The organism is Shinella sp. SUS2 (assembly GCF_001262505.1).
In the GTDB taxonomy this organism is placed as follows: Bacteria; Pseudomonadota; Alphaproteobacteria; order Rhizobiales; family Rhizobiaceae; genus Shinella.
Genome location: NZ_KQ410765.1, coordinates 1 through 18,747, shown reverse-complemented (window position 1 = coordinate 18,747; position 18,747 = coordinate 1). Strand labels below are relative to the sequence as shown.

Below are 18,747 nucleotides of genomic sequence, written 5' to 3'. Positions count from 1 at the left end.
AACACATCAATCTCACCGGAGAATATCGCTGGCCAAAGCCTTAGCGTAGGATTCCGCCCCCTCCCGCAAACGACCCCGAGAATGCAGATCGCTATGCGCTTCATGGTTAGTTCCCCCTCCGCTCAATGATGACTTCCACTTGGCTGCTGCCGACGCCAGAAATCAGCGCCGCGCGGTCAATCACCTGATCGACCACGTAGCGGTCGCCGATGACGCGATAGTTGACCAACTCTTGCGTCGGCTTCGAGAACAGCCCGCCGTCGCGCGCCAGCGAGACGAGCGCAGGCGCTTCCGATCCGGCGAAGCTGGCGCGGTATGAACCGCCGCCTCATAGTGCAGTTTGATCCTGACGAGCCCAGCATGTCTGCGCCCACCTTCGCGGAACCTGACCAGGTCCGCTAGCGGGCGGCCGGAAGGTGAATGCTAGGCATGATCTAACCCTCGGTCTCTGGCGTCGCGACTGCGAAATTTCGCGAGGGTTTCCGAGAAGGTGATTGCGCTTCGCAGATCTCCAGGCGCGTGGGTGCGGACGTAGTCAGCGCCATTGCCGATCGCGTGAAGTTCCGCCGCAAGGCTCGCTGGACCCAGATCCTTTACAGGAAGGCCAACGGTGGCGCCCAAGAAGGATTTCCGCGACACCGAGACCAATAGCGGAAGCCCCAACGCCGACTTCAGCTTTTGAAGGTTCGACAGCACGTGCAGCGATGTTTCCGGTGCGGGGCTCAAGAAAAATCCCATCCCCGGATCGAGGATGAGCCGGTCGGCAGCGACCCCGCTCCGTCGCAAGGCGGAAACCCGCGCCTCGAAGAACCGCACAATCTCGTCGAGCGCGTCTTCGGGTCGAAGGTGACCGGTGCGGGTGGCGATGCCATCCCGCTGCGCTGAGTGCATAACCACCAGCCTGCAGTCCGCCTCAGCAATATCGGGATAGAGCGCAGGGTCAGGAAATCCTTGGATATCGTTCAGGTAGCCCACGCCGCGCTTGAGCGCATAGCGCTGGGTTTCCGGTTGGAAGCTGTCGATTGAAACACGGTGCATCTGATCGGACAGGGCGTCTAAGAGCGGCGCAATACGTCTGATCTCATCGGCCGGCGATACAGGCCTCGCGTCCGGATGGCTGGCGGCCGGTCCGACATCCACGACGTCTGATCCGACTCGCAGCATTTCGATCGCCGCGGTGACAGCGCCGGCGGGGTCTAGCCGCCGGCTCTCATCGAAGAAGGAGTCCTCGGTGAGATTCAGAATGCCGAACACCGTCACCATGGCGTCGGCCTCCGCAGCGACTTCCACGATGGGGATCGGGCGAGCAAAAAGGCAGCAATGACGCCGTGGCACATTGGCGACTTCCACGTGGAAGTTTCACCGAGCTGACTCGGCTGGAGCATGGGCTTGGTCATGATGCGGTCCTTCGAGTCGAAAAGCCCGGCAACCGATAATGGCTTCCGGGCAACCTTATATGAAGAAATGTCGCATGAACGGCCGACTATGGCAAACATAAACGCCAATTTGGTAGCAAAAAGCCCGCGCGAGAGTAGCGTCGCAACTGTTTGAGATTCATGATGAAAGGCGTCGCGTTAATGAAGACTCACCGTGGCGCAGCGGCAACGCATCCAACACCCAGCGACGAACAGGCGACCGCCGTCAGGGCGTCAGGTAACGGATCACTGGATCGGCATAGGCGAACGGTGATCGGCCATAGCGCCGGTCCGCAAACGCCCAGGACTTCCAGACCCGGGCGTCGGCGCAGTGGCCCACAAACAGCCACGGCCACCCGCGCATCGCCCGGGCGGTGAGGCCTGATATAGCTATCGTACAGCCCTTTAGAGAGGGTCGCTTTGGACTTCGCCGCATATGTCTTGCGAATGCGGCTATCCAGCTTGGGATAGATGATGTTGTCCGCATTGTCGTTTTCGTTCTTCTGCCCAACGGAATAGGGCGGATTGCCGACAATGACGCGAATATCCAGCTCTTTCTGGCGAGAGCGGCGCGTGCTGTTGTCCATCATCAAGTCGCTGATTAGGTCTTTTTCCTGCTCGTAAAGCTGGAACGTATCGGTCAGACAAATCCCCTCGAACGGCACATATTCGCCGCCCATGATGCCGTGATAGGTCGCCTCGATGTTGATGGCCGCGATGTAATAGGCCAGCAGCACAATCTCATTGGCATGAATCTCATGCCGGAATTTGTGCTCCATTTCCTCCGGCGTAATCAGGCCCGATTGCAAAAGCCGCGTGATAAACGTGCCGGTGCCGGTGAACGGGTCCATGATGTGAACACCGGGGGAGCCAAGCGTTTGCCCGAACTCGGACTGCAACGCCTCGTTGACCGAATGGATGATAAAATCCACGATCTCCACCGGCGTATAAACGATGCCTAGCTTTTCCGTGGTGCGCGGGAAGGCACGGCGGAAAAACTTATCGTACAGCTCGACAATCAAACGCTGCTTGGCCTGCGGATCGGTGAGGCCGCTCGCCCGCGATTTCACACTGGCGTAAAAGCTTTCAAGGTCTTTGGATTCCTTGTCGAGATTGGCCTCGTTCAGCACGTCCAGCACAAGCTGCATGGCGCGGGACACGGGGTTTTCGCGGGTGAACTGGTGGCCTTCAAACAACACCTGAAACACGGGGCGGGTGATGATGTGCTGCGCCAGCATTTCGACCGCATCGCCTTCGCTGATGGTGTCGTTCAAATCGTCACGCAGCTCGGCCACAAAGGCGTCAAACGCCTGCCGCGCTTCGGTATCTGGATCGGCCAGAATGCCGGTGAGACGGCTAATATGGTTCTTGGCAATCTCGGCAATATTGGTCGCCCAATCTTCCCAATAATCGCGGGTGCCGCATTTCTTGACGATCTTCGCCATGATCGCGCGAGAAAACTCGTCCACGGCAAAGGCAAATTCTTCCTGCACCTCCAACGGGCGCAACGGGTCGCGGCCCGGCGTACCAAGCCCGGCGCGGGCAGGTTGCGCACGTACCGGTAAATCCTCGACCACGGCGGTCACGGCCCGCAACTCGTCGCTGCTCGGCTCGCGCGTGCCGGTGATCCCGACGATCTCGATATGATTGCTCACATCCTGCCCAAGCGAGGCTTTGTTGATGGTGGCATCAAAGCGGTCGTCATGTGCTCGCAGCGCGTTCAGGATTTGCCAGACAACGCGATATTTCTCGTTGTCGTTCAGGGCCTGCTCTGGCGACACGCCAGCAGGCACGCCGACCGGCAGGATGACATAGCCCATCTGCTTGCCCTCGGCCCGGCGCATGACGCGCCCCACCGACTGCACCACGTCAATCTGGCTCTTGCGCGGGTGTAAGAACATGATGGCGTCGAGCGACGGCACGTCCACGCCTTCGGACAGGCAGCGGGCATTGGTCAAAATCCGGCACGTATTGCCCTTGGCATCGGCCTTGAGCCATTCTAGCAGCCTGCCGCGCTCCTTGGCGTTAAAGGTGCCGTCCACATGCTCGATCTGGCAACGCAGCCGGTCCTCGGCTTCGTCCTGCGCATCCGTTGCCAAAAACTCGTCCACCACGGCGGAAAACTCCGCCTGAATGAGCTTTGAGCTTTTAATGTCCTTGCAAAAAGCCAATGCCCGGCGCATCGGCGCGGGGTCTGCTGCAACATCGGGTTTCAGGTCGATTTTGGTCAGGGCCTTGTAACAGCCGAGAATCTTGGTGGCATCGTCCAGCACCAGTTCGCTGTCGCTATCGGCCAGACGCTTTTGCACGCCGCCGCTTACCAGCCCCTCGTCCATCGCTAGCACGATGACTTTGTAATCGCTCAATAGGCCATTCTGCACCGCCCACGAAAAGCCCCGGTAAAACAGGGTTTTTCCGAACAGCTTCTCGTCGTCCATTGAGGCAAGCGTGGCGTCCGCTTCATCGGCCCGGACACGCACATTCTCCCCGAAAATCCGGGGGGTGGCGGTCATATAGAGTCGCTTTTTGCCTTGAATAACGCCATTGTCATGCACTTTGACGAAATTGGAATCGTCCTCACCGGCAAGGGTTGCGCCTGTGGTCCGGTGCGCTTCATCACAGATAATCAGATCAAAGGCAGGCAGGCCGTGCTGCTTTTGCGCATCCGCCACAACCTGAATGGATTGGTAGGTTGCAAACACCACCGTCATTTTAGCCGGTTCGGCATGGTCCACGCCCTCGGCCAGCTTGGCGGCATCGGTCGTCGCCGGGAAAGCAAGGTCCAGCACGTCAATCTCGGCCACGTCATCAGAACCGACGCGGCGTTTGCCCACTTGCGTATCGGAACACACGGCAAAAGAGCGCAACGGGGTTTCGGTGTCGCCGGTCCATTCCCGCACCGTCTGCGCCATGAGCGCCAAAGACGGCACCAAAAACAGCACCAATCGGCCCGGCCCGACCAAATCCTCGGCAATCTTGAGGCTGGTGAAGGTTTTACCCGTCCCGCAAGCCATAATCATCTTGCCGCGATCCGCCTCCGACAAGCCTGCCCGCACATCGCGCAAGGCATCTTGCTGGTGGGGGCGCAGCTTTTTCTTGGCGCTTAAAACCACATCGCCCTTGGCGGCGAAGGTGTCCCACTGGATCGGGCTTTCCTGCAAATCGGTCAGACCGATGCGGATGGTAGGGACTAGCTGGCCTCGCAGCATGGTTTCGGCGTTTTCGCTCCACGGCTTTTCGGTGGAGTCCATCACCACGCGTCGCCGGAACGGCTCCTTACCGGACGCCGAGATAAAGCTGTCGATGTCTTTTTTCTGGATGCGGTAATTGGCATCGTAAAATTTGCACTGGATGGCTGCAAAGCCGTCCTCGTTCTTGAGCTTGGCGACAAGATCAATACCGGTATCGCTGCCGCTCCAACCGTTTTCAGCCGCCCATTCCCCGAAGGTTTTTACATCTTCGTATTGCTCAATCTGAACGGGGTCATTGCTTAAATAGGCAATGGAAAGGCGCTCAAAATAGGTGCCTTTGTCGCGCTGCGTGCGGGCAGCATCACGATAGGATTCAAGAATATCGTGAATTGATTTACTTATCATTGCTTATCTGCCCGCATTATTTTGATTTTCAGACGTGTATTAATGCACGTTTTAAGGTTATTTTCTTGTATCTAAAGCAAATTGTTAACAATCAATCCGGGTCAAGGCTCATGCCGCGCCCCCGGCCTCGCTGCATTCCCATATTCTGACCGCGCACAATATGCGCCTGCCGGCTCTGCGCTGTCACCAGTGCCATGCGCCGGTCGGCATTGTATTCCTGCCAACGCTCGCGCATTGCGGCACGGGCCTGCTGCTGATCTCCGCGCAGATTTTCACACGATAGCAGGAACCGCGCGCGCGCCTGCTTTTGCGCCTCGGCCTGATCGCGGCGGATCTGTTCAATCCGCTGCGTGATTTCTGCGCGGATCTGTTTGCCGAGCTTTTCGCGCTCGCGGTCGTGTTTTTTCTGCACGATGGCGCGTCGCTCGTCTTTGGAAAACGCGGCTACGAATCCGCCCAGCATGTCGCCATCTAGCGCACGATCGCGAAACACGGCGGCGGCGTGCCAGACGCGCCCGATCGCCGATCGCTCGCCGCGCTCAAATATGCGCAGCTCGTCACGGTGACGCGCGAACAATGTACCCCATGCCGGCTTATACTCCGCCTTGGTGTCGGCAACAGTCTGCCGGATCATCTTGCCGGTCTGCCCGTGCATGGCGCTTTTCTCGCTGCCATAGGCGGCTTTCAGCGCATCCCATTCAATGCGGTGCCGTTCATGCATATCGCGGCTCTCGGCGGTAAGGTCGCGGGCCTTGTCGTCGTGCTGGCGCTTTACGAAGTCGCGGCGGCGGTCGGTCGTTTCGTGCTTTTCGCGCTCGTACACGTTCCGGGGCTTACGCCGCGCGTCTACCTTTTCGCCGGCCGCGCGCTTGTTGGCATTCGCCAAGCGTCCCTCGGTCACGGTCAACCCATGCTCACGCTCGAACGCCTGCGCCCATTTCGAGAGCTTGCGCTTGGTGTTCGACATAAGCGCCGGACTCCCGTCCGGCTGCTTCGACGCGGCCGAAAATCCGTTTTCAGGGTCGATCAGGTTCACCATCACATGCACATGCTGGTGATCCGTGTCGGTATGGCTGGCAGCGAGGGCCTGGTGACGATCCAGGCCGAGCGCCTTCAATGCGCCCGTGACGGCCTCGCGCTGCACGTCCTCGCTCACCTGCTCCTGCGGGTTGAACGTGATCGAGAAATGATAGGCGACGTTCTTCGCCGGCTTGCCCTTCTTGATGCCGGCCGCTTCCTTAAGCTGGTCGGCGCTCATGGCGGTTGCCGCCATGAGCCGCCACGCGCGATCAGGCGATGCCTCGTCAAGATTGTACGACTGCACCCAACCGACGCGCTCGGCGGTTTCGGCTTGGCCGACATCGTGCAGGATGTAAGCGGCTAGTCCCTTGAAGGACTTACCCGCGCCGATCTCGACCGGGTTCATCGCGTGAAAGCCTTTCGACGTGGCCGCGTATGTCCTCGATCAGATGAGGCAGATACGACGGGGCGAAACGGCCGGCGTTCATGTGGCGGGCAATCTGGTTGAGATTGACGCCCAGCCGCAAGAGCGCCGTGGCCAGCACAGCCCGGCTGTGCTGCTCGGCAACGCCAGCCGGCAGGGGCCGGCCGTTGCCGGTGCGGCGCATGTATTCGGACAGGGTGAGGCCATAGGCGGCCGCGCGCTGTTCGAGCTGCGCGCGCTCCCGCACGGTCAGGCGCACCTGAACATAGGTGTCGCGCAATTCATCAGGGGATTTTTTCGGTCGTGCCACGGCCGTCCGCTGCTCCTTTACAGGGGGTTCAAAGGGGGTGTACGTGCCCCTTTTGCCAGAGTATTTGTCATAACAAATACACATCTGGCTACCCTCAACATACAACCTATCATGAGTTGCGTTAAGGGGTTGTTAAGCACAATGGGTCAGGCCGGGTCATCAATCTCAAAAGCGCGCGCAAAGCCCGGCCGTCTTAAGCTCCACGCGTGCCGCTGTCTCTCGGCGCTTCCACGGGTGCCACACGCCACAAGAGCTATGGTTGAGGATCGCCAATCGCCCGCCTTTCGGCTCGGCTCCATAGGGCGAACCTCAACCATAGCGGCACGCTGCGCGCCTCCTCGGATGCTTGACCGCCCCTCCCGGCCGGCTAATCTGGCCGGGCGGTACGGGGGATTTTGCTTTCTCGCAAACAACTATAACGGGGCCGATGCTATGATCGGCACCATAATCCTAATCTTGATCGGGCTTTGGATTGCCGGCGTCGTGCCTGTGCCGTGGTCAACGGGCGGGCCGATCTTTCAATTCCTGTTCGGCGACTTCATCGCCTTCGGTGAAAAATACGACATCAATGCCGTGCTGCGCGCGTGGCGCCCATGGATCGGCTGGGGGTTGGTCGCGCTCTCCGCCCTGCGGCTGCGCGGCCTGATCTGGTGGCCGCTGCGCCATGCCTATTGGCTGCGCCGCCTGTTCGGCGGGCGCGTGTTCGGCAAGGCAAGGTGGGCGCGCCTGCGCGATCTGCGCCGCGCGGGCCTGACGCAACCGGGCGGGCTGTTCCTCGGCCGCGCGCGCGGCGTCGATCTCTACCATAGCGGCGAGGGGCATATCATGACCATCGGCGGCACCGGCGGCGGCAAATCCTCCGGCCTCGTCATCCCGACGCTGTGCGAGCTGACGGAAGGGGCGGTGATCGTCACCGATCCGTCCGGCGAACTGGCGGCGATGACCGCGCGCCGGCGCGCGCAAATCGGCCCGGTCGTCTTTCTAAATCCGTTCGCCTCGGTGTTTGAGAAGGATACGGGCGTCGCCTATCCCGATGACGGGTTCAATCCGCTCTCCGTCCTCGATCCGAAAAGCCCGAATTTCATCACCGACACAAACGCGCTCGCCCGCCTGCTGATGGTCGGTGATCGCCGCGAAAGCGGCTCCTACTGGAATGATGAAGGCGCGGAATTTCTCGCGCTCATGATCGCCTCGATCAAGCTCTATGATGCGCCCGATCTGCATAATCTGGCGTTCCTCTACCGCGTCGTGCGCGATACGCCGGAAAACATCGCGCAGCGCCTCGAATGGATCGAAGATGAAGGCCACCCGGCCTTGCAGGACGATGCCACGCGCTTTGCCGCTCTCACCAAGATTCATGCGCAATGGGCCGGCGTCATCTCCAAGGCCGCACTTGCTACCAAACGGTACGCCCCGTCAACGCCGCTCGGCGAGCATGTCGCCAAGGATGGTTTCGACGCCTCCCGCCTGAAAACCGAAAAGGTCACGGTGTTCATTCTCGTGCCGCCCTCGATGCTGGCGGTCGCCCTTCCATGGCTGAACACGCTGATCGGCGTGTTCGGCATGGCAATCGGTCAGCCGGGGCCGCGCCGGCCGGTGACGATGCTGATTGATGAAGCGCCCTCGCTCGGCTTCCTGCCCGATCTGCGCGCGCACATGGCGCAATTTCGCAAGGTGGGCCTGCGGACATGGCTGTTCACGCAAACCTATGCCGCCATGGCGGGGCCGGAACTCTACGGCAGCGAGGGCATGAAAGAACTGATGGGGCTATGTAACACAAAGCAGTTTTTCGCGGTCGATGAATCCGAAGTGCAAAAGCTCGTATCCGAGCTGGCCGGCACGCGCTCCGTGTCCAACCCGTCCAGCACCGGCTCGACCGGCGACGTGGGCCTGCCGCTGATCCGGCCCGATGAAGTACGCGGCCTAAAACAATGGCACCAGATTATCATTCGTACCGGCCTGCGCTTCCCGATCCGCGCAAAGCTGGTTCCGTATTTCACGCGGAAAAAATGGCGTGATCTGGTCGATCCTAACCCCTACCGAAAGTGAGGCTGCCTGCATGTTCGATTGGCGTGATTTCTTCCCCGTGGATGCGCTCGCTCCGCTGATCGGCGGGCTGCTGCTCTGGTTCGGGGTCAATTACCTCGTGCTTGCGCCGAACGTGATCGGCCCGCGCCTCGCGGAAAAATACTACACGCCCGCCTGCCTCGCCTCGGTCGAGGCCGGCCGCACGGCGCTCGCGGAAAAGTTTGCGGCAGCCGATGCGGCATGGCTGGAACGCGCCGACAAAACGCGCCGTGAATTGCAGCAGCAATATTCGGGCGGCGGCGGCATCCTCGGCGGCATCCTCGGCATGTACGGCGCGGAAGGGCAGCGTTTCATTCAAAAGCACGGCGACACGTTGAGCCAGTGGAGCAGCGGGCCGGTGAATCAAGCGATCAATCAGGGATTGGGGCAGGCGCGCGCGGAATACGACGCCGCGCGCCGTACCGAGATTGCCGAGCTGCGCAGAAACCAGAGATACACCGACGCGGCCGGTTTTTGCGGCTGCAACGTCGCGGCCGGTATGTCCGATAAGCTCGATCTGGCTTTGTTCACGTCCACGGTGCGGCTCTACAAGCCCGCCGGCATTGCCGATCTGGAAGCCGGCAGGGTCTTCGATCAGTGCGGCACGGTTCCGGTGGTGTGACTATGATCGGCAAGCGATATTACAAAAACGGCCCGCTTGAAGTGACGGGCGAATTTGTCAAGGCGCGCTCGCGCTCGATTCAGCTCGCCACGCTCGAAAGCGTGGATTTTACGCGCAAGCTGTTTTTTGCCGCACTCGGCCTGTGCGGCGGCATGATCGCCTTTGGCCTGACGTTCGGCGATCTGCTCTATGGGCATGAGATTGCCGCCTTCGTACTGATCGGCGCGGCCGGCCTGTTCGCCGGCTGGAACGTCGCAACGCTCACCATCTATTCCAAACTGACAGGGCAACGGGGCTGGTCGATCACTGGCACCGCGCGCGCAATGCGCGATATGCGCGGGGCCATCGAAACCGCGCTAGAGGATCGCGCGCGGCGGCAAAAAAGAGCCAGCAAGGGCGGCGCTGTCAGTGATGAAGGGGAAGAAACCGACGATGGCGAATAGGCACCGCGTCGGCCGCTCGAACCTGTGGCGCGGCCTCCGATCTCCGATACGTCGATCTATTCACCAGTATAGAAAAATCCGCCTGCTGCGGGCTTGCCGGTTGAGGCTCGATCTCGGCCGCTGCTTTCCTCGGAAAGCAATTCCTCGATCTGTCGGCCTGCGCTGTCGCCGGTCGTTATCCTCTTAAATCTTTCGGCTGTTCCCTGTTCGATGCGGGCCGCAGGCCAGCCTCGAACCCGCGCGAAGCGCGGCCTTGATGTTCCCCGTCCCGATAGCCTCGCAGGGCCATGTAAGGCGCGCGCCGTCACCCGAAGGGCCGGAGCGAAGCGAAGGACGGCGAAGCCGTTGACTGCGCGGGGTGCCATGGCAGGCTTTTTTGGTCGGACGGAAAAAAGACATGCGGGGGCCGTGAGCGAAGCGAACTTAAAGGCCCCTGCTCCGCTAGTGTAACGGGCGTTAGCCCGTTTCCGTATAAGAAATAAAACTAGATTAGGGATTCAGTCTGCATTGTAGACTCACGTTCTTTCCTTGCTGCGCGGGCCTGTGCCATGCGGATCAACGCCGCGCCGACTCCATCGTCGGGGTCAACGTCGAGCATGGTTCTCTCAAGCTCCGTAAGTCCTGCACGGTGCGCCTCAATCTGCGCCGCCTGCTGTTCTTGCCGGTGGCTGTGATCGTCGGGAACCGGCGTGGGCTGGAAATACCTGCCAAGCATGGCCTTTGCCCGCTGCGGCAAGGTGAGCCGGTAGGCGTTGCTGGTCTGCTGCACCTGTGGCCCGCGCGCGCCCTGCCCGCCGGTCGGCACATAGCGGCGCAGCCAGTCAAGAAAACCGTGATCGCGTAGCGCCTTCAACGCGGCCACGATGGCCCCGCGCGAGCGTTGCAGCTTGTCCATGAGGTAATCAATGGACGGGTCTAGCCTGCCGGTGCGGAAATCGACCACGTTTTGAAACAGACGCAAAATCTCGATGGCAACCGCGCCAAGCGCGCCATTGCGATGGCCCCTCCCGCGCCCTGCGCGCTTCGTGGCAAGCTCCAGCTTCTCGGCGGCCAGAATGATGGCTTCAATCTCTTTGCGCGTCACAGGACGCCAGAAAACGCCTTCACGGCCCGCCGCGCGCGAATTGCGGCGCACCGGCTGATAAGTCCGGCGCTCTGCGCGGGTGGGGTGGCCCGCAATATCCCCGATAGCTTGAAACATGATGCTCCTTCGGTTCGGTTGAACCGCCGAAGGGCTGGCCGCTCACGGCGCGCGCAAAGCCTGAAAAAAGGCAAAGCTCCGCCGTGGCAAGAATCCTCTTGCAATCTCGCGGCGTTTCGGGGAAAATCGAGCTTACCACAGACACGATTTTCTTCCCGGCTCGCCGGTTATCAGAAGCCCGCCCTTGGCGGGTTTTTGTGTTTCTAGGCTTTCGCCCTCCTTGTAAGTCCCGCCAGAATCGGCGGAATTTGTGCGGCTATGGTGCCAGAGTCGGCCTCAATCGCCAAAACTGAAAAATCCCCACATGTAGGCTTGTTGACATGCCCACATGCAGGACTAGCGCAACTCGATCCGCTGCGCCGTGAAAAGCATGTCGAGCGCGCCCCGCAAAAGCTCCTCCTGGGATTTGCCGGTTTCCGCCGAAAGCATTTTCAGGGTGCGCTTGTACTGCGGCGGCAAATGTCCGCCCACAAGCTGCTTGCCCTGCCGTGAGGGTGCATAATAGCGGCCCGCTGGCTTCGCCTGCGCCGGCTCCGAAACCGGCGTAGGCTTGTTGCCCGCCGAAATGCTATCAAGCGCGCCGAGAAACTGCTTGCTTTGCTTTGCCATTTTTCTGCACTCCAAATAAATGCCTACATGTGAACATGTAGAGTTGTTTAATTTCAGCGGCGGCTTTCCCGTCCGGCTCAAACTCCTGCGCTGTAAGCCCTGCGGCCATTGCTCGCGAATAGGCTTTACGTTGATGAATCCGCACCGGCACAAGCTCCGCGCTCATGCTGCCGGTTATCCAATTTTCTGTTTCCTCGATCTCCGGCCCCGAAATCGGGCAGGCCGACAGGACAACATGCGCGGCCTTGCCCTGCTGCTGCACGGTGCGGATTGTTTCGGCGGTCGCGTGAAGGTCGATCACTTCGGGGCGCGTCGGTATCAGCACCATATCCGCAAAGCGGATGGCCTCGGCGGCAATATCGCGCTGCTGCGGCGGGCAGTCGATCACGATTAGGCCGGTGGCTTTGCCCGCGCCGTTTATTTTCTCAAGGTCGAAACGCAGCCGGTTCCAATTCACGGCCCGAACGGGCGGCGCTTCAATGCCGCCGTTATTAGCTCCGCGCCGGTCGCCCCAAAAGCAGGCGCTCGCCTGCGGGTCAAGGTCGAACAAGGCGACTTCTCGACCCTCCTGCTGTGCGGCCACGGCAAGCGCCGTTGCGAGGGTGGTTTTACCAGCCCCGCCTTTTTGCGATATGACAGCGAGAATCTTCATAGTGTTAACATGTAGGAATGTAAGGGTTAACGAAGCGTTACGCGCACCCGACATGTTAACATGCAGGAATGCAAACAGGGTGAGGGGATTCGCGGAATCCGTCAAGTAACGGCCCGTGCTGCACCGCACCATAAACCCCTAGCAATATTGCTAGGGGCAAATAGAAAACGCCTGCCATGGTAGGCAGGCGTTCAAAGACTTTGCGAGTATTTCGGAACGTCTATAAAATCGGTTCCATAATTGAAAATTATCCAGCTTGCGCCTTTGCCAAGAACCTCGAAATAGTCGAGCGCGAAACTCTCAACACCTGACCAATTTCCGCATGGCTCTTTTCCTCTCCCGCCATACGCTGCGCCTCGGCCTGCTGCGTAGGGGTGAGAAGGGGACGGCGGCCTAGCCGCTTTCCAGCCTTCACAGCGCGGGCGCGGCCTTCGGTGGTGCGCTCCTTAATCAAAGAGCGCTCGAACTCGGCCAGCCCCCCTAGAACAGTCAGCATGAGCTTTCCGGCTGGCGTTGTCGTGTCAGCCCACGCCTCGGCTATAGACTTAAAATGTCCGCCTGCCTGCTCGATCTGATCCACCACGTTGAGCAAATCGCGAGTGCTGCGGGCAAGGCGGTCTAGCCGCGTCACAATCAACACACCATCGTAGGGCAGGGCGGCAACGGCCCTCTTGAGCTGGGGACGATCCGCCCGCGCTCCCGATGCCGTTTCCTGAAAGATGGTCGTACAGCCTGCGGCCTTAAGCTGCTCGATCTGGGCGGCAAGGGTCTGGCCGGAAGTGCTGACGCGGGCATAGCCAATCATGCAACGATTCTGCACCTGACTTTTGCACCATGCAAGCCATTGGAATTGCTGGGTCGGAAAAGCGGTGCATAAATCTTGATTTATGCGCCGGTGATGGCTCCCTCAATCAATATCCAGCTTCGGAAGGCTGCGCACGATTTCCATGGTTCGCAGGCTTACCGTGATTATCCATTGCTTGAAGGTCAGGTAAATGCTTTGTCATGTTGACCGAAAAGCCGCTTCTGGCTCCGATACCTGCGACCTGAAGGCGCACCCCGTGCCGGTCGATTTGCGCGTCTATCACGCCCTTAGCAAATCGCCGATGGCGATGGATATTTACACGTGGCTGACCTACCGCATGTTCGTCCTGCGCGCGAGCGGCAAGAGGGCCGCCCGCGTGCCGTGGGTCGGCCTCATGAAGCAGCTAGGGGCCAACTACGCCGACACCCCGGAAGGGCTGCGCGCCTTCCGCTTCCAGTTCCGCAAGCGGCTGCGCGAGGTGTTGCTGTTCTATCCCGAGGCGCACGGCCACGTGAAGGACGAGGGCACGCACCTGATGCTCACCCCCTGCCAATTGCACCTGCCCGGCCCGGACGCGATGCCGCGCCTTCTCTGATCCTCCCCGGCCCCGATCCGGCGCACCGGCCTAAGCCATAGGAGCGCCGTGGAGCGCGCAAGGCGCGCACCCCCTAGTTACCCCCTGCACCAAACGAGAAAAGCGCCCAGCGGCCCGCCACGGGCCACGGCGGGGCCTTCCTATCGCCGTCCCTCCCCCCAGCCTGCCGCCCGTGCTTTTTGGCATGGTTTTGGATTGCACAATCCAAAGACCAGAGAGGGCAGCAGATCGAGCGCCGGGACTGTGGAAAAGCCTGTGAACCTGCGGAGTTATCCACGTGTAATCGCTAACGGCCCGGAAAGCCCCATTTTCCGGGGGTTTGGACCGAAACCGCCGACTTATCCACGTGTAATCGCTAACGCTTGGCGCGTGTAATCGCTAACGCCATGAGCGCCAGAAAGCGCCGTAAGTCACTGTTTTGGAAAGCAAATTCGGCGCGCTCGCCGCTCCCCCAAGACACTTCTTTTTCAATTAATATAATCTATACAAGATATTGGCGGCCCACCGCTGTGGACAGCGGCGGTCCGAAAGACGATTCAGACACCAAAAGGAAGGTTTGGAGCCGTCAGCGATTAGGCAACTTATGGCAATTTAGCGCAACTATGATATAATGAGGGCAACTTTAGGAAACTAAAGGCAAGTTTTCATGCGCCCAGCCTCGCCGCCCGCTCCCCTTTTGGTGCTACTTTTTCCTATCAACTTCGGTTGACACCTGCCCGAATAGCAACTATAATTGGCACATGATCGAGCTTATCAAAACCGACCTTTTCGACCGCTGGCTTGTCGGCCTTAGAGACCGGCAGGCCCGCGCGAGGATCGAGGCGCGCATTCGCCGCTTGAGCCTTGGCAACCCCGGCGACGTGAAGCCGGTAGGCGAAGGCTTGTCGGAAATGAGGATCGACCACGGCCCCGGCTATCGCGTCTATTTCATGCGGCGCGGCCCCTTAGTGGTGGTGCTGCTTTGTGGTGGCGACAAGAGCAGTCAGGACCGGGATATTGCCCTAGCCAAGACCATTGCAGCGCAGTGGAAGGAGTGACGACGATGGAAGTCAAATTCAGCCGCTACGATACGGCGGACTATCTCAAGACCGAGGACGACATTGCGGCCTATCTCGATGCCGTGATGGAGGACGGCGACCCGGCGCTGATCGCGGCGGCGCTCGGCGACGTGGCCCGTGCCCGCAACCTTAGCCAGCTTGCCCGCGACGTAGGAATGAGCCGCCAAGGGCTGGACAAGGCCCTTTCCGGCGATGGCAACCCGAGCCTCGCAACGGTGCTGAAAGTCGCCCAGGCGCTTGGCCTGCGGCTCGCTTTCAAACCGGCGCACGCGGGCGGACCCGCACCAGTAGCAGGGGCAGGGGTTTAACCCCCCTGCCCTCCCTTTCAACGGCTCCCACCGAACGAGGACCGAGACATGAAGAACCAAACCGATTTCCTCCGGCAGCTTGTCCGCCGCGACCCGAGCTTGAAAGGCCGCTATGCCATCGGCGTATCAGACCACGGCCCGTCGCACGTGCTGGTGACGGGATCGGCAGAGCCGCGAAAGCCAGCGTCACCCGAGGACGTGATGACCGAGTCCGCCCGCAAGATGATGGCGCTATATCCGCCCCGGATCGTGACCGTCACGCAGTCAGTTGCGGACCTGTATCGGCAGGAGGGCGAGGACCGCGAATGACCGATGCCGAGGCGCATTGATGACTGATCCTCACCCGACCCGTCGCCCTGTCCTAGCGCGCCCGACCGGCGACGACTGGCGGCGCTTGCGCGAGCGCCACGGCCTTACACAGAACGACCTAGCCGCGCTCGTCTACCGTTCGCCGGATGCGGTCAAGAAATGGGAGCAGGATCGCGGGGACGGCGACCTTGCATGTTGGCATTTGGCGTTGCTGTTGTTGGGAGAACTCGGACGAAAAAAACGCCGCGCGAACGGGCGGCGTGAAGGTGCCGAGATCGCGCCGGATAGAAGCGCGCCGCTTCCACGCCCTGATACTGCAACCGCATCAGGACGCCCGCTTGCAGAGGCGACACCAAATAGCGGAGCGGAACGCCCTCGACCGGCGGCGCGTCCTTGCCCGGATTGCGCGGGGCCTCGACCACACCATAGCCGGTTGCCCGCAACCGCTCGACCATCGCCGGGGTCATCACGTCATCTTGCCGGGAGGCGGGTGGATCGAGAACGATAGTCGTGCGGGCGGGCGGCAGAGGCTGCGCAAGGTGTTCCGCTGCATCGGCTGCAAGCACCCTTGCATCGTTCGCCGTGACCTCCGGCGCGACGTAGGACATGGTAGGCCGCACCGAGGCGCAACCGGCGAGGGCAGAACCCACGAGAAGGGGTCGTTTGCGGGAGAGGGCGAAATCCTACGCTAAGGCTTTGGCCAACGATATTCTCCGGTAAGATTGATGTGAGAGCGGCGGTGGAAAAGTCGGCCACGGTAGCGGCGGAATAGTCCAGCCGCGGGCGGAGTAAAAACCGGCCACCTNTGAGAGCGGCGGTGGAAAAGTCGGCCACGGTAGCGGCGGAATAGTCCAGCCGCGGGCGGAGTAAAAACCGGCCACCTATTTCCTTTCTGCCATGAATGCAGGAGGGACAGGGGATCTACACCGTGGAACTTTATTTGAGAGTTCGCCTGGCTGTTTCCGAAGGGATGACGCAACGTCAGGCAGCAAAGCATTTCAACATATCGCGCGACAGCGTAGCCAAGATGTTGGCCTATTCGACGCCACCTGGCTATCAGCGGCGATCACCGATCCGGCGGCCGAAGCTGGATGCGTTTGTGTCGACGATCGAGCATTGGCTCGACGAAGATCTGAAGGTGCCGCGCAAGCAGCGCCACACAGCCAAGCGGGTATTCGACCGCCTGCGCGATGAGTGCGGGTTTACCGGCGGCTACACGATCATCAAGGATTATATGCGCGAGCGAGATCAGCGCCGACAGGAGGTATTCGTGCCGCTGTCGCATCCGCCGGGCCATGCGCAGGCCGACTTTGGCGAGGCGATGGTGGTCATCGGCGGAGTGGAACAGAAGGCGCGCTTCTTTGTGCTGGATTTACCGCATAGTGACGGCTGCTATGTGCGGGCCTATCCGGCGGCCGTGGCCGAAGCCTGGGTCGATGGTCACATCCATGCATTTGTCTTTTTCGGGGCCGTGCCGAAGTCGATTGTCTACGACAACGACCGCTGCCTTGTCGCGAAGATCCTCCCCGACGGCACGCGCAAACGGGCAGCGCTGTTCAGTGGCTTCCTGTCCCACTACCTGATCCGGGATCGCTATGGCCGTCCTGGGAAGGGCAACGACAAAGGGAATGTCGAAGGGCTTGTCGGCTATGCCCGACGTAACTTCATGGTGCCGATCCCGCAGTTTCCAACATGGGATGCGTTCAACGCCTTTCTGGAAGAGCAGTGCCGAAAGCGCCAGAGCGACAAGCTGCGCGGCGAGAGCGAGACAATCGGGGAACGATTGCAGCGGGATCTCGCGGCCATGCGCTCCTTGCCGGCGTCACCCTTCGATGCGTGCGATCAGGCCAGCGCTATTGTGACTGCCCAGTCGCTGGTGCGCTACAAGACCAACGACTATTCCGTCCCGGTCGCGTATGGCCATCAGGACGTCTGGGTCCGGGGCTATGTCGACAAAGTGGTGATCGGCTGCCGCGGCGAGATCATTGCCCGTCATCCGCGGTGCTGGGAACGCGAAGATGTCGTCTTCGATCCCGTCCATTACCTGCCGCTGATCGAGCAGAAGATCAACTCGCTGGATCAAGCAGCTCCGTTGCAGGGCTGGGATCTGCCGGAGGAGTTCGCGACGCTGCGCCGGCTGATGGAAGGCCGCATGGCCAAGCATGGGCGGCGGGAATACGTGCAAGTTCTCCGTCTTCTGGAGAGTTTCGACCTTGCGGACCTGCATGCGGCCGTTAAGCAGGCCATTCAGCTCGGCGCGATCGGCTTCGATGCGGTCAAACATCTGATCCTGTGCCGGGTCGAGCGCCGGCCACCGCGGTTGGACCTGACGATCTATCCCTACCTGCCAAGAGCGACGGTCGAGAAGACATCGGCGAAGGCGTATATGCGTCTCCTGTCGTCTGATGCGGGTGAAGCGGCATGAGCACCGAAGCACCCGACATCCTGCTTGCCCATTATCTCAAAACCCTCAAGCTGCCGACCTTCCAGCGCGAGCACCAGAAGCTGGCCCGGCTCTGCGCCACCGAAGGCGTCGATCATGTCGGATACCTCTTCCGGCTTGCCGAGCGGGAGACGATCGAGCGGGATCGCCGCAAGGTAGAACGCCGGATCAAGGCGGCCAAATTCCCGGTCGTCAAAAGCCTGGATAGCTTCGACTTCTCCGCCATACCCAAGCTCAACAAGATGCAGGTGCTGGAACTGGCGCGCTGCGAATGGATCGAGCGCCGTGAGAACGTCATCGCTCTCGGCCCCAGCGGAACCGGCAAGACGCACGTCGCGCTCGGCCTCGGCCTGGCCGCCTGCCAGAAGGGCTTGTCCGTCGGCTTCACCACAGCGGCGGCCCTGGTTAGCGAGATGATGGAGGCCCGAGACGAGCGGCGTCTGCTCCGGTTCCAGAAGCAGATGGCCGCCTACAAACTGCTGATCATCGACGAACTGGGGTTTGTGCCACTATCCAAAACTGGCGCGGAATTGCTGTTCGAGCTGATCTCGCAACGCTACGAGCGCGCAGCCACCCTGATCACCAGCAATCTTCCGTTTGACGAATGGACGGAAACCCTGGGATCTGAGCGCCTGACCGGCGCGCTGCTCGATCGCATCACCCACCACGTCAACATCCTTGAGATGAACGGCGACAGCTATCGTCTCGCCCAAAGCCGCGCCCGAAAGGCCGGCTGAAACTTCCAACAAAAAATCGCCGCGCCGGCCTGAGACCCCCGCTCGGGCTACGCCCTCCCGGCGGTCTCAGGCCGGCGCCACCGTGGCCGACTGTTGCTCCGCCCCGTGGCCGGTTTTTACTCCGCCGTTGACA

The 18,747-nt window shown here is 60.7% G+C and carries 18 protein-coding genes and 2 pseudogenes; 9 read left to right on the top strand and 11 right to left on the bottom strand.

The features are described from left to right. Positions 1 to 106 precede the first annotated feature (106 nt). The 6 genes and pseudogenes from AKG11_RS35745 to AKG11_RS35245 form a co-directional block, all read right to left on the bottom strand. The gene (locus tag AKG11_RS35745; protein ID WP_256364431.1) at positions 107 to 229 is read right to left on the bottom strand and encodes a hypothetical protein; all 123 of its coding nucleotides are present in this window, start codon (positions 227 to 229) and stop codon (positions 107 to 109) included. Between the two features lie 194 nt (positions 230 to 423). Next, a complete protein-coding gene (sul1, locus tag AKG11_RS31375) occupies positions 424 to 1,263 on the bottom strand; it encodes a sulfonamide-resistant dihydropteroate synthase Sul1 (protein WP_000259031.1) in 840 nt (279 codons plus the stop codon). Then, positions 1,257 to 1,325 (bottom strand): annotated as a pseudogene (locus AKG11_RS34015) (QacE family quaternary ammonium compound efflux SMR transporter); the annotation flags it as partial. The pseudogene AKG11_RS34015 and the gene sul1, both read right to left, overlap by 7 nt. A 443-nt stretch (positions 1,326 to 1,768) precedes the next feature. Then, positions 1,769 to 5,011, bottom strand: a pseudogene (locus AKG11_RS31370) (DEAD/DEAH box helicase family protein); the annotation flags it as partial. A gap of 91 nt (positions 5,012 to 5,102) precedes the next feature. Beyond that, positions 5,103 to 6,437, bottom strand: coding sequence for a relaxase/mobilization nuclease domain-containing protein (locus AKG11_RS31365; RefSeq protein ID WP_050746814.1), 1,335 nt, complete (start codon positions 6,435 to 6,437; stop codon positions 5,103 to 5,105). Next, positions 6,409 to 6,765, bottom strand: coding sequence for a plasmid mobilization protein (locus AKG11_RS35245; protein WP_157255856.1), 357 nt, complete (start codon positions 6,763 to 6,765; stop codon positions 6,409 to 6,411). Before AKG11_RS35245 ends, AKG11_RS31365 begins: the two co-directional genes overlap by 29 nt. A 342-nt stretch (positions 6,766 to 7,107) precedes the next feature. Here AKG11_RS35245 and AKG11_RS31355 point away from each other — a divergent pair, with 342 nt between their 5' ends. The 3 genes from AKG11_RS31355 to AKG11_RS31345 are packed head-to-tail and all read left to right on the top strand — an operon-like array spanning position 7,108 to position 9,897. Next, on the top strand, positions 7,108 to 8,814 hold the full coding sequence (locus AKG11_RS31355; protein WP_157255855.1) for a type IV secretory system conjugative DNA transfer family protein: 1,707 nt from the start codon (positions 7,108 to 7,110) through the stop codon (positions 8,812 to 8,814). After that, entirely contained in the window at positions 8,780 to 9,454 is a 675-nt protein-coding gene (locus AKG11_RS31350; RefSeq protein WP_156334189.1) for a hypothetical protein, read from the top strand. The genes AKG11_RS31355 and AKG11_RS31350 overlap by 35 nt, the downstream gene beginning before the upstream one ends. 2 nt (positions 9,455 to 9,456) lie before the next feature. Continuing rightward, the gene (locus AKG11_RS31345; RefSeq protein ID WP_050746810.1) at positions 9,457 to 9,897 is read left to right on the top strand and encodes a hypothetical protein; all 441 of its coding nucleotides are present in this window, start codon (positions 9,457 to 9,459) and stop codon (positions 9,895 to 9,897) included. 484 nt (positions 9,898 to 10,381) lie between these two features. Here the strand turns inward: AKG11_RS31345 and AKG11_RS31340 are convergent, their stop codons facing one another. From AKG11_RS31340 to AKG11_RS31325, 4 genes are all read right to left on the bottom strand, one after another. Further along, entirely contained in the window at positions 10,382 to 11,098 is a 717-nt protein-coding gene (locus tag AKG11_RS31340; protein WP_050746809.1) for a hypothetical protein, read from the bottom strand. Positions 11,099 to 11,434: 336 nt separating this feature from the next. Beyond that, positions 11,435 to 11,707 carry a ribbon-helix-helix domain-containing protein gene (locus AKG11_RS31335; protein ID WP_050746808.1) on the bottom strand — a complete coding sequence of 91 codons (273 nt, stop codon included), beginning with the start codon at positions 11,705 to 11,707 and terminating at the stop codon, positions 11,435 to 11,437. Further along, on the bottom strand, positions 11,670 to 12,359 hold the full coding sequence (locus tag AKG11_RS31330) for an AAA family ATPase (protein ID WP_082342886.1): 690 nt from the start codon (positions 12,357 to 12,359) through the stop codon (positions 11,670 to 11,672). Before AKG11_RS31330 ends, AKG11_RS31335 begins: the two co-directional genes overlap by 38 nt. 247 nt (positions 12,360 to 12,606) lie before the next feature. Continuing rightward, positions 12,607 to 13,164: a recombinase family protein gene (locus AKG11_RS31325; RefSeq protein ID WP_050746806.1), complete on the bottom strand. Its 558-nt coding sequence runs from the start codon at positions 13,162 to 13,164 to the stop codon at positions 12,607 to 12,609. A gap of 190 nt (positions 13,165 to 13,354) precedes the next feature. On the opposite strand from AKG11_RS31325, the gene AKG11_RS31320 reads away from it, so the two are divergent. The 4 genes from AKG11_RS31320 to AKG11_RS31305 all read left to right on the top strand — a co-directional run bounded on the left by AKG11_RS31320 (position 13,355) and on the right by AKG11_RS31305 (position 15,434). Then, the gene (locus tag AKG11_RS31320; RefSeq protein ID WP_050746805.1) at positions 13,355 to 13,759 is read left to right on the top strand and encodes a replication protein RepA; all 405 of its coding nucleotides are present in this window, start codon (positions 13,355 to 13,357) and stop codon (positions 13,757 to 13,759) included. 740 nt (positions 13,760 to 14,499) lie between these two features. After that, positions 14,500 to 14,796, top strand: coding sequence for a type II toxin-antitoxin system RelE/ParE family toxin (locus AKG11_RS31315; RefSeq protein ID WP_050746804.1), 297 nt, complete (start codon positions 14,500 to 14,502; stop codon positions 14,794 to 14,796). Positions 14,797 to 14,801: 5 nt separating this feature from the next. Beyond that, the gene (locus AKG11_RS31310) at positions 14,802 to 15,125 is read left to right on the top strand and encodes an addiction module antidote protein (protein ID WP_050746803.1); all 324 of its coding nucleotides are present in this window, start codon (positions 14,802 to 14,804) and stop codon (positions 15,123 to 15,125) included. A 48-nt stretch (positions 15,126 to 15,173) separates the two neighbouring features. Further along, positions 15,174 to 15,434 carry a hypothetical protein gene (locus AKG11_RS31305; protein ID WP_050746802.1) on the top strand — a complete coding sequence of 87 codons (261 nt, stop codon included), beginning with the start codon at positions 15,174 to 15,176 and terminating at the stop codon, positions 15,432 to 15,434. 152 nt (positions 15,435 to 15,586) lie between these two features. Here the strand turns inward: AKG11_RS31305 and AKG11_RS31300 are convergent, their stop codons facing one another. Further along, complete coding sequence (locus AKG11_RS31300; protein ID WP_082342880.1) at positions 15,587 to 16,042, bottom strand: hypothetical protein; 456 nt, start codon at positions 16,040 to 16,042, stop codon at positions 15,587 to 15,589. A gap of 320 nt (positions 16,043 to 16,362) precedes the next feature. Between AKG11_RS31300 and istA the strand changes: the two genes are divergently transcribed. Continuing rightward, positions 16,363 to 17,859, top strand: coding sequence for an IS21 family transposase (gene istA, locus AKG11_RS31295; RefSeq protein ID WP_050746815.1), 1,497 nt, complete (start codon positions 16,363 to 16,365; stop codon positions 17,857 to 17,859). Further along, positions 17,856 to 18,614, top strand: a complete 759-nt coding sequence (istB, locus tag AKG11_RS31290) for an IS21-like element helper ATPase IstB (protein ID WP_050746801.1) — start codon at positions 17,856 to 17,858, stop codon at positions 18,612 to 18,614. Before istA ends, istB begins: the two co-directional genes overlap by 4 nt. Positions 18,615 to 18,747 lie beyond the last annotated feature (133 nt).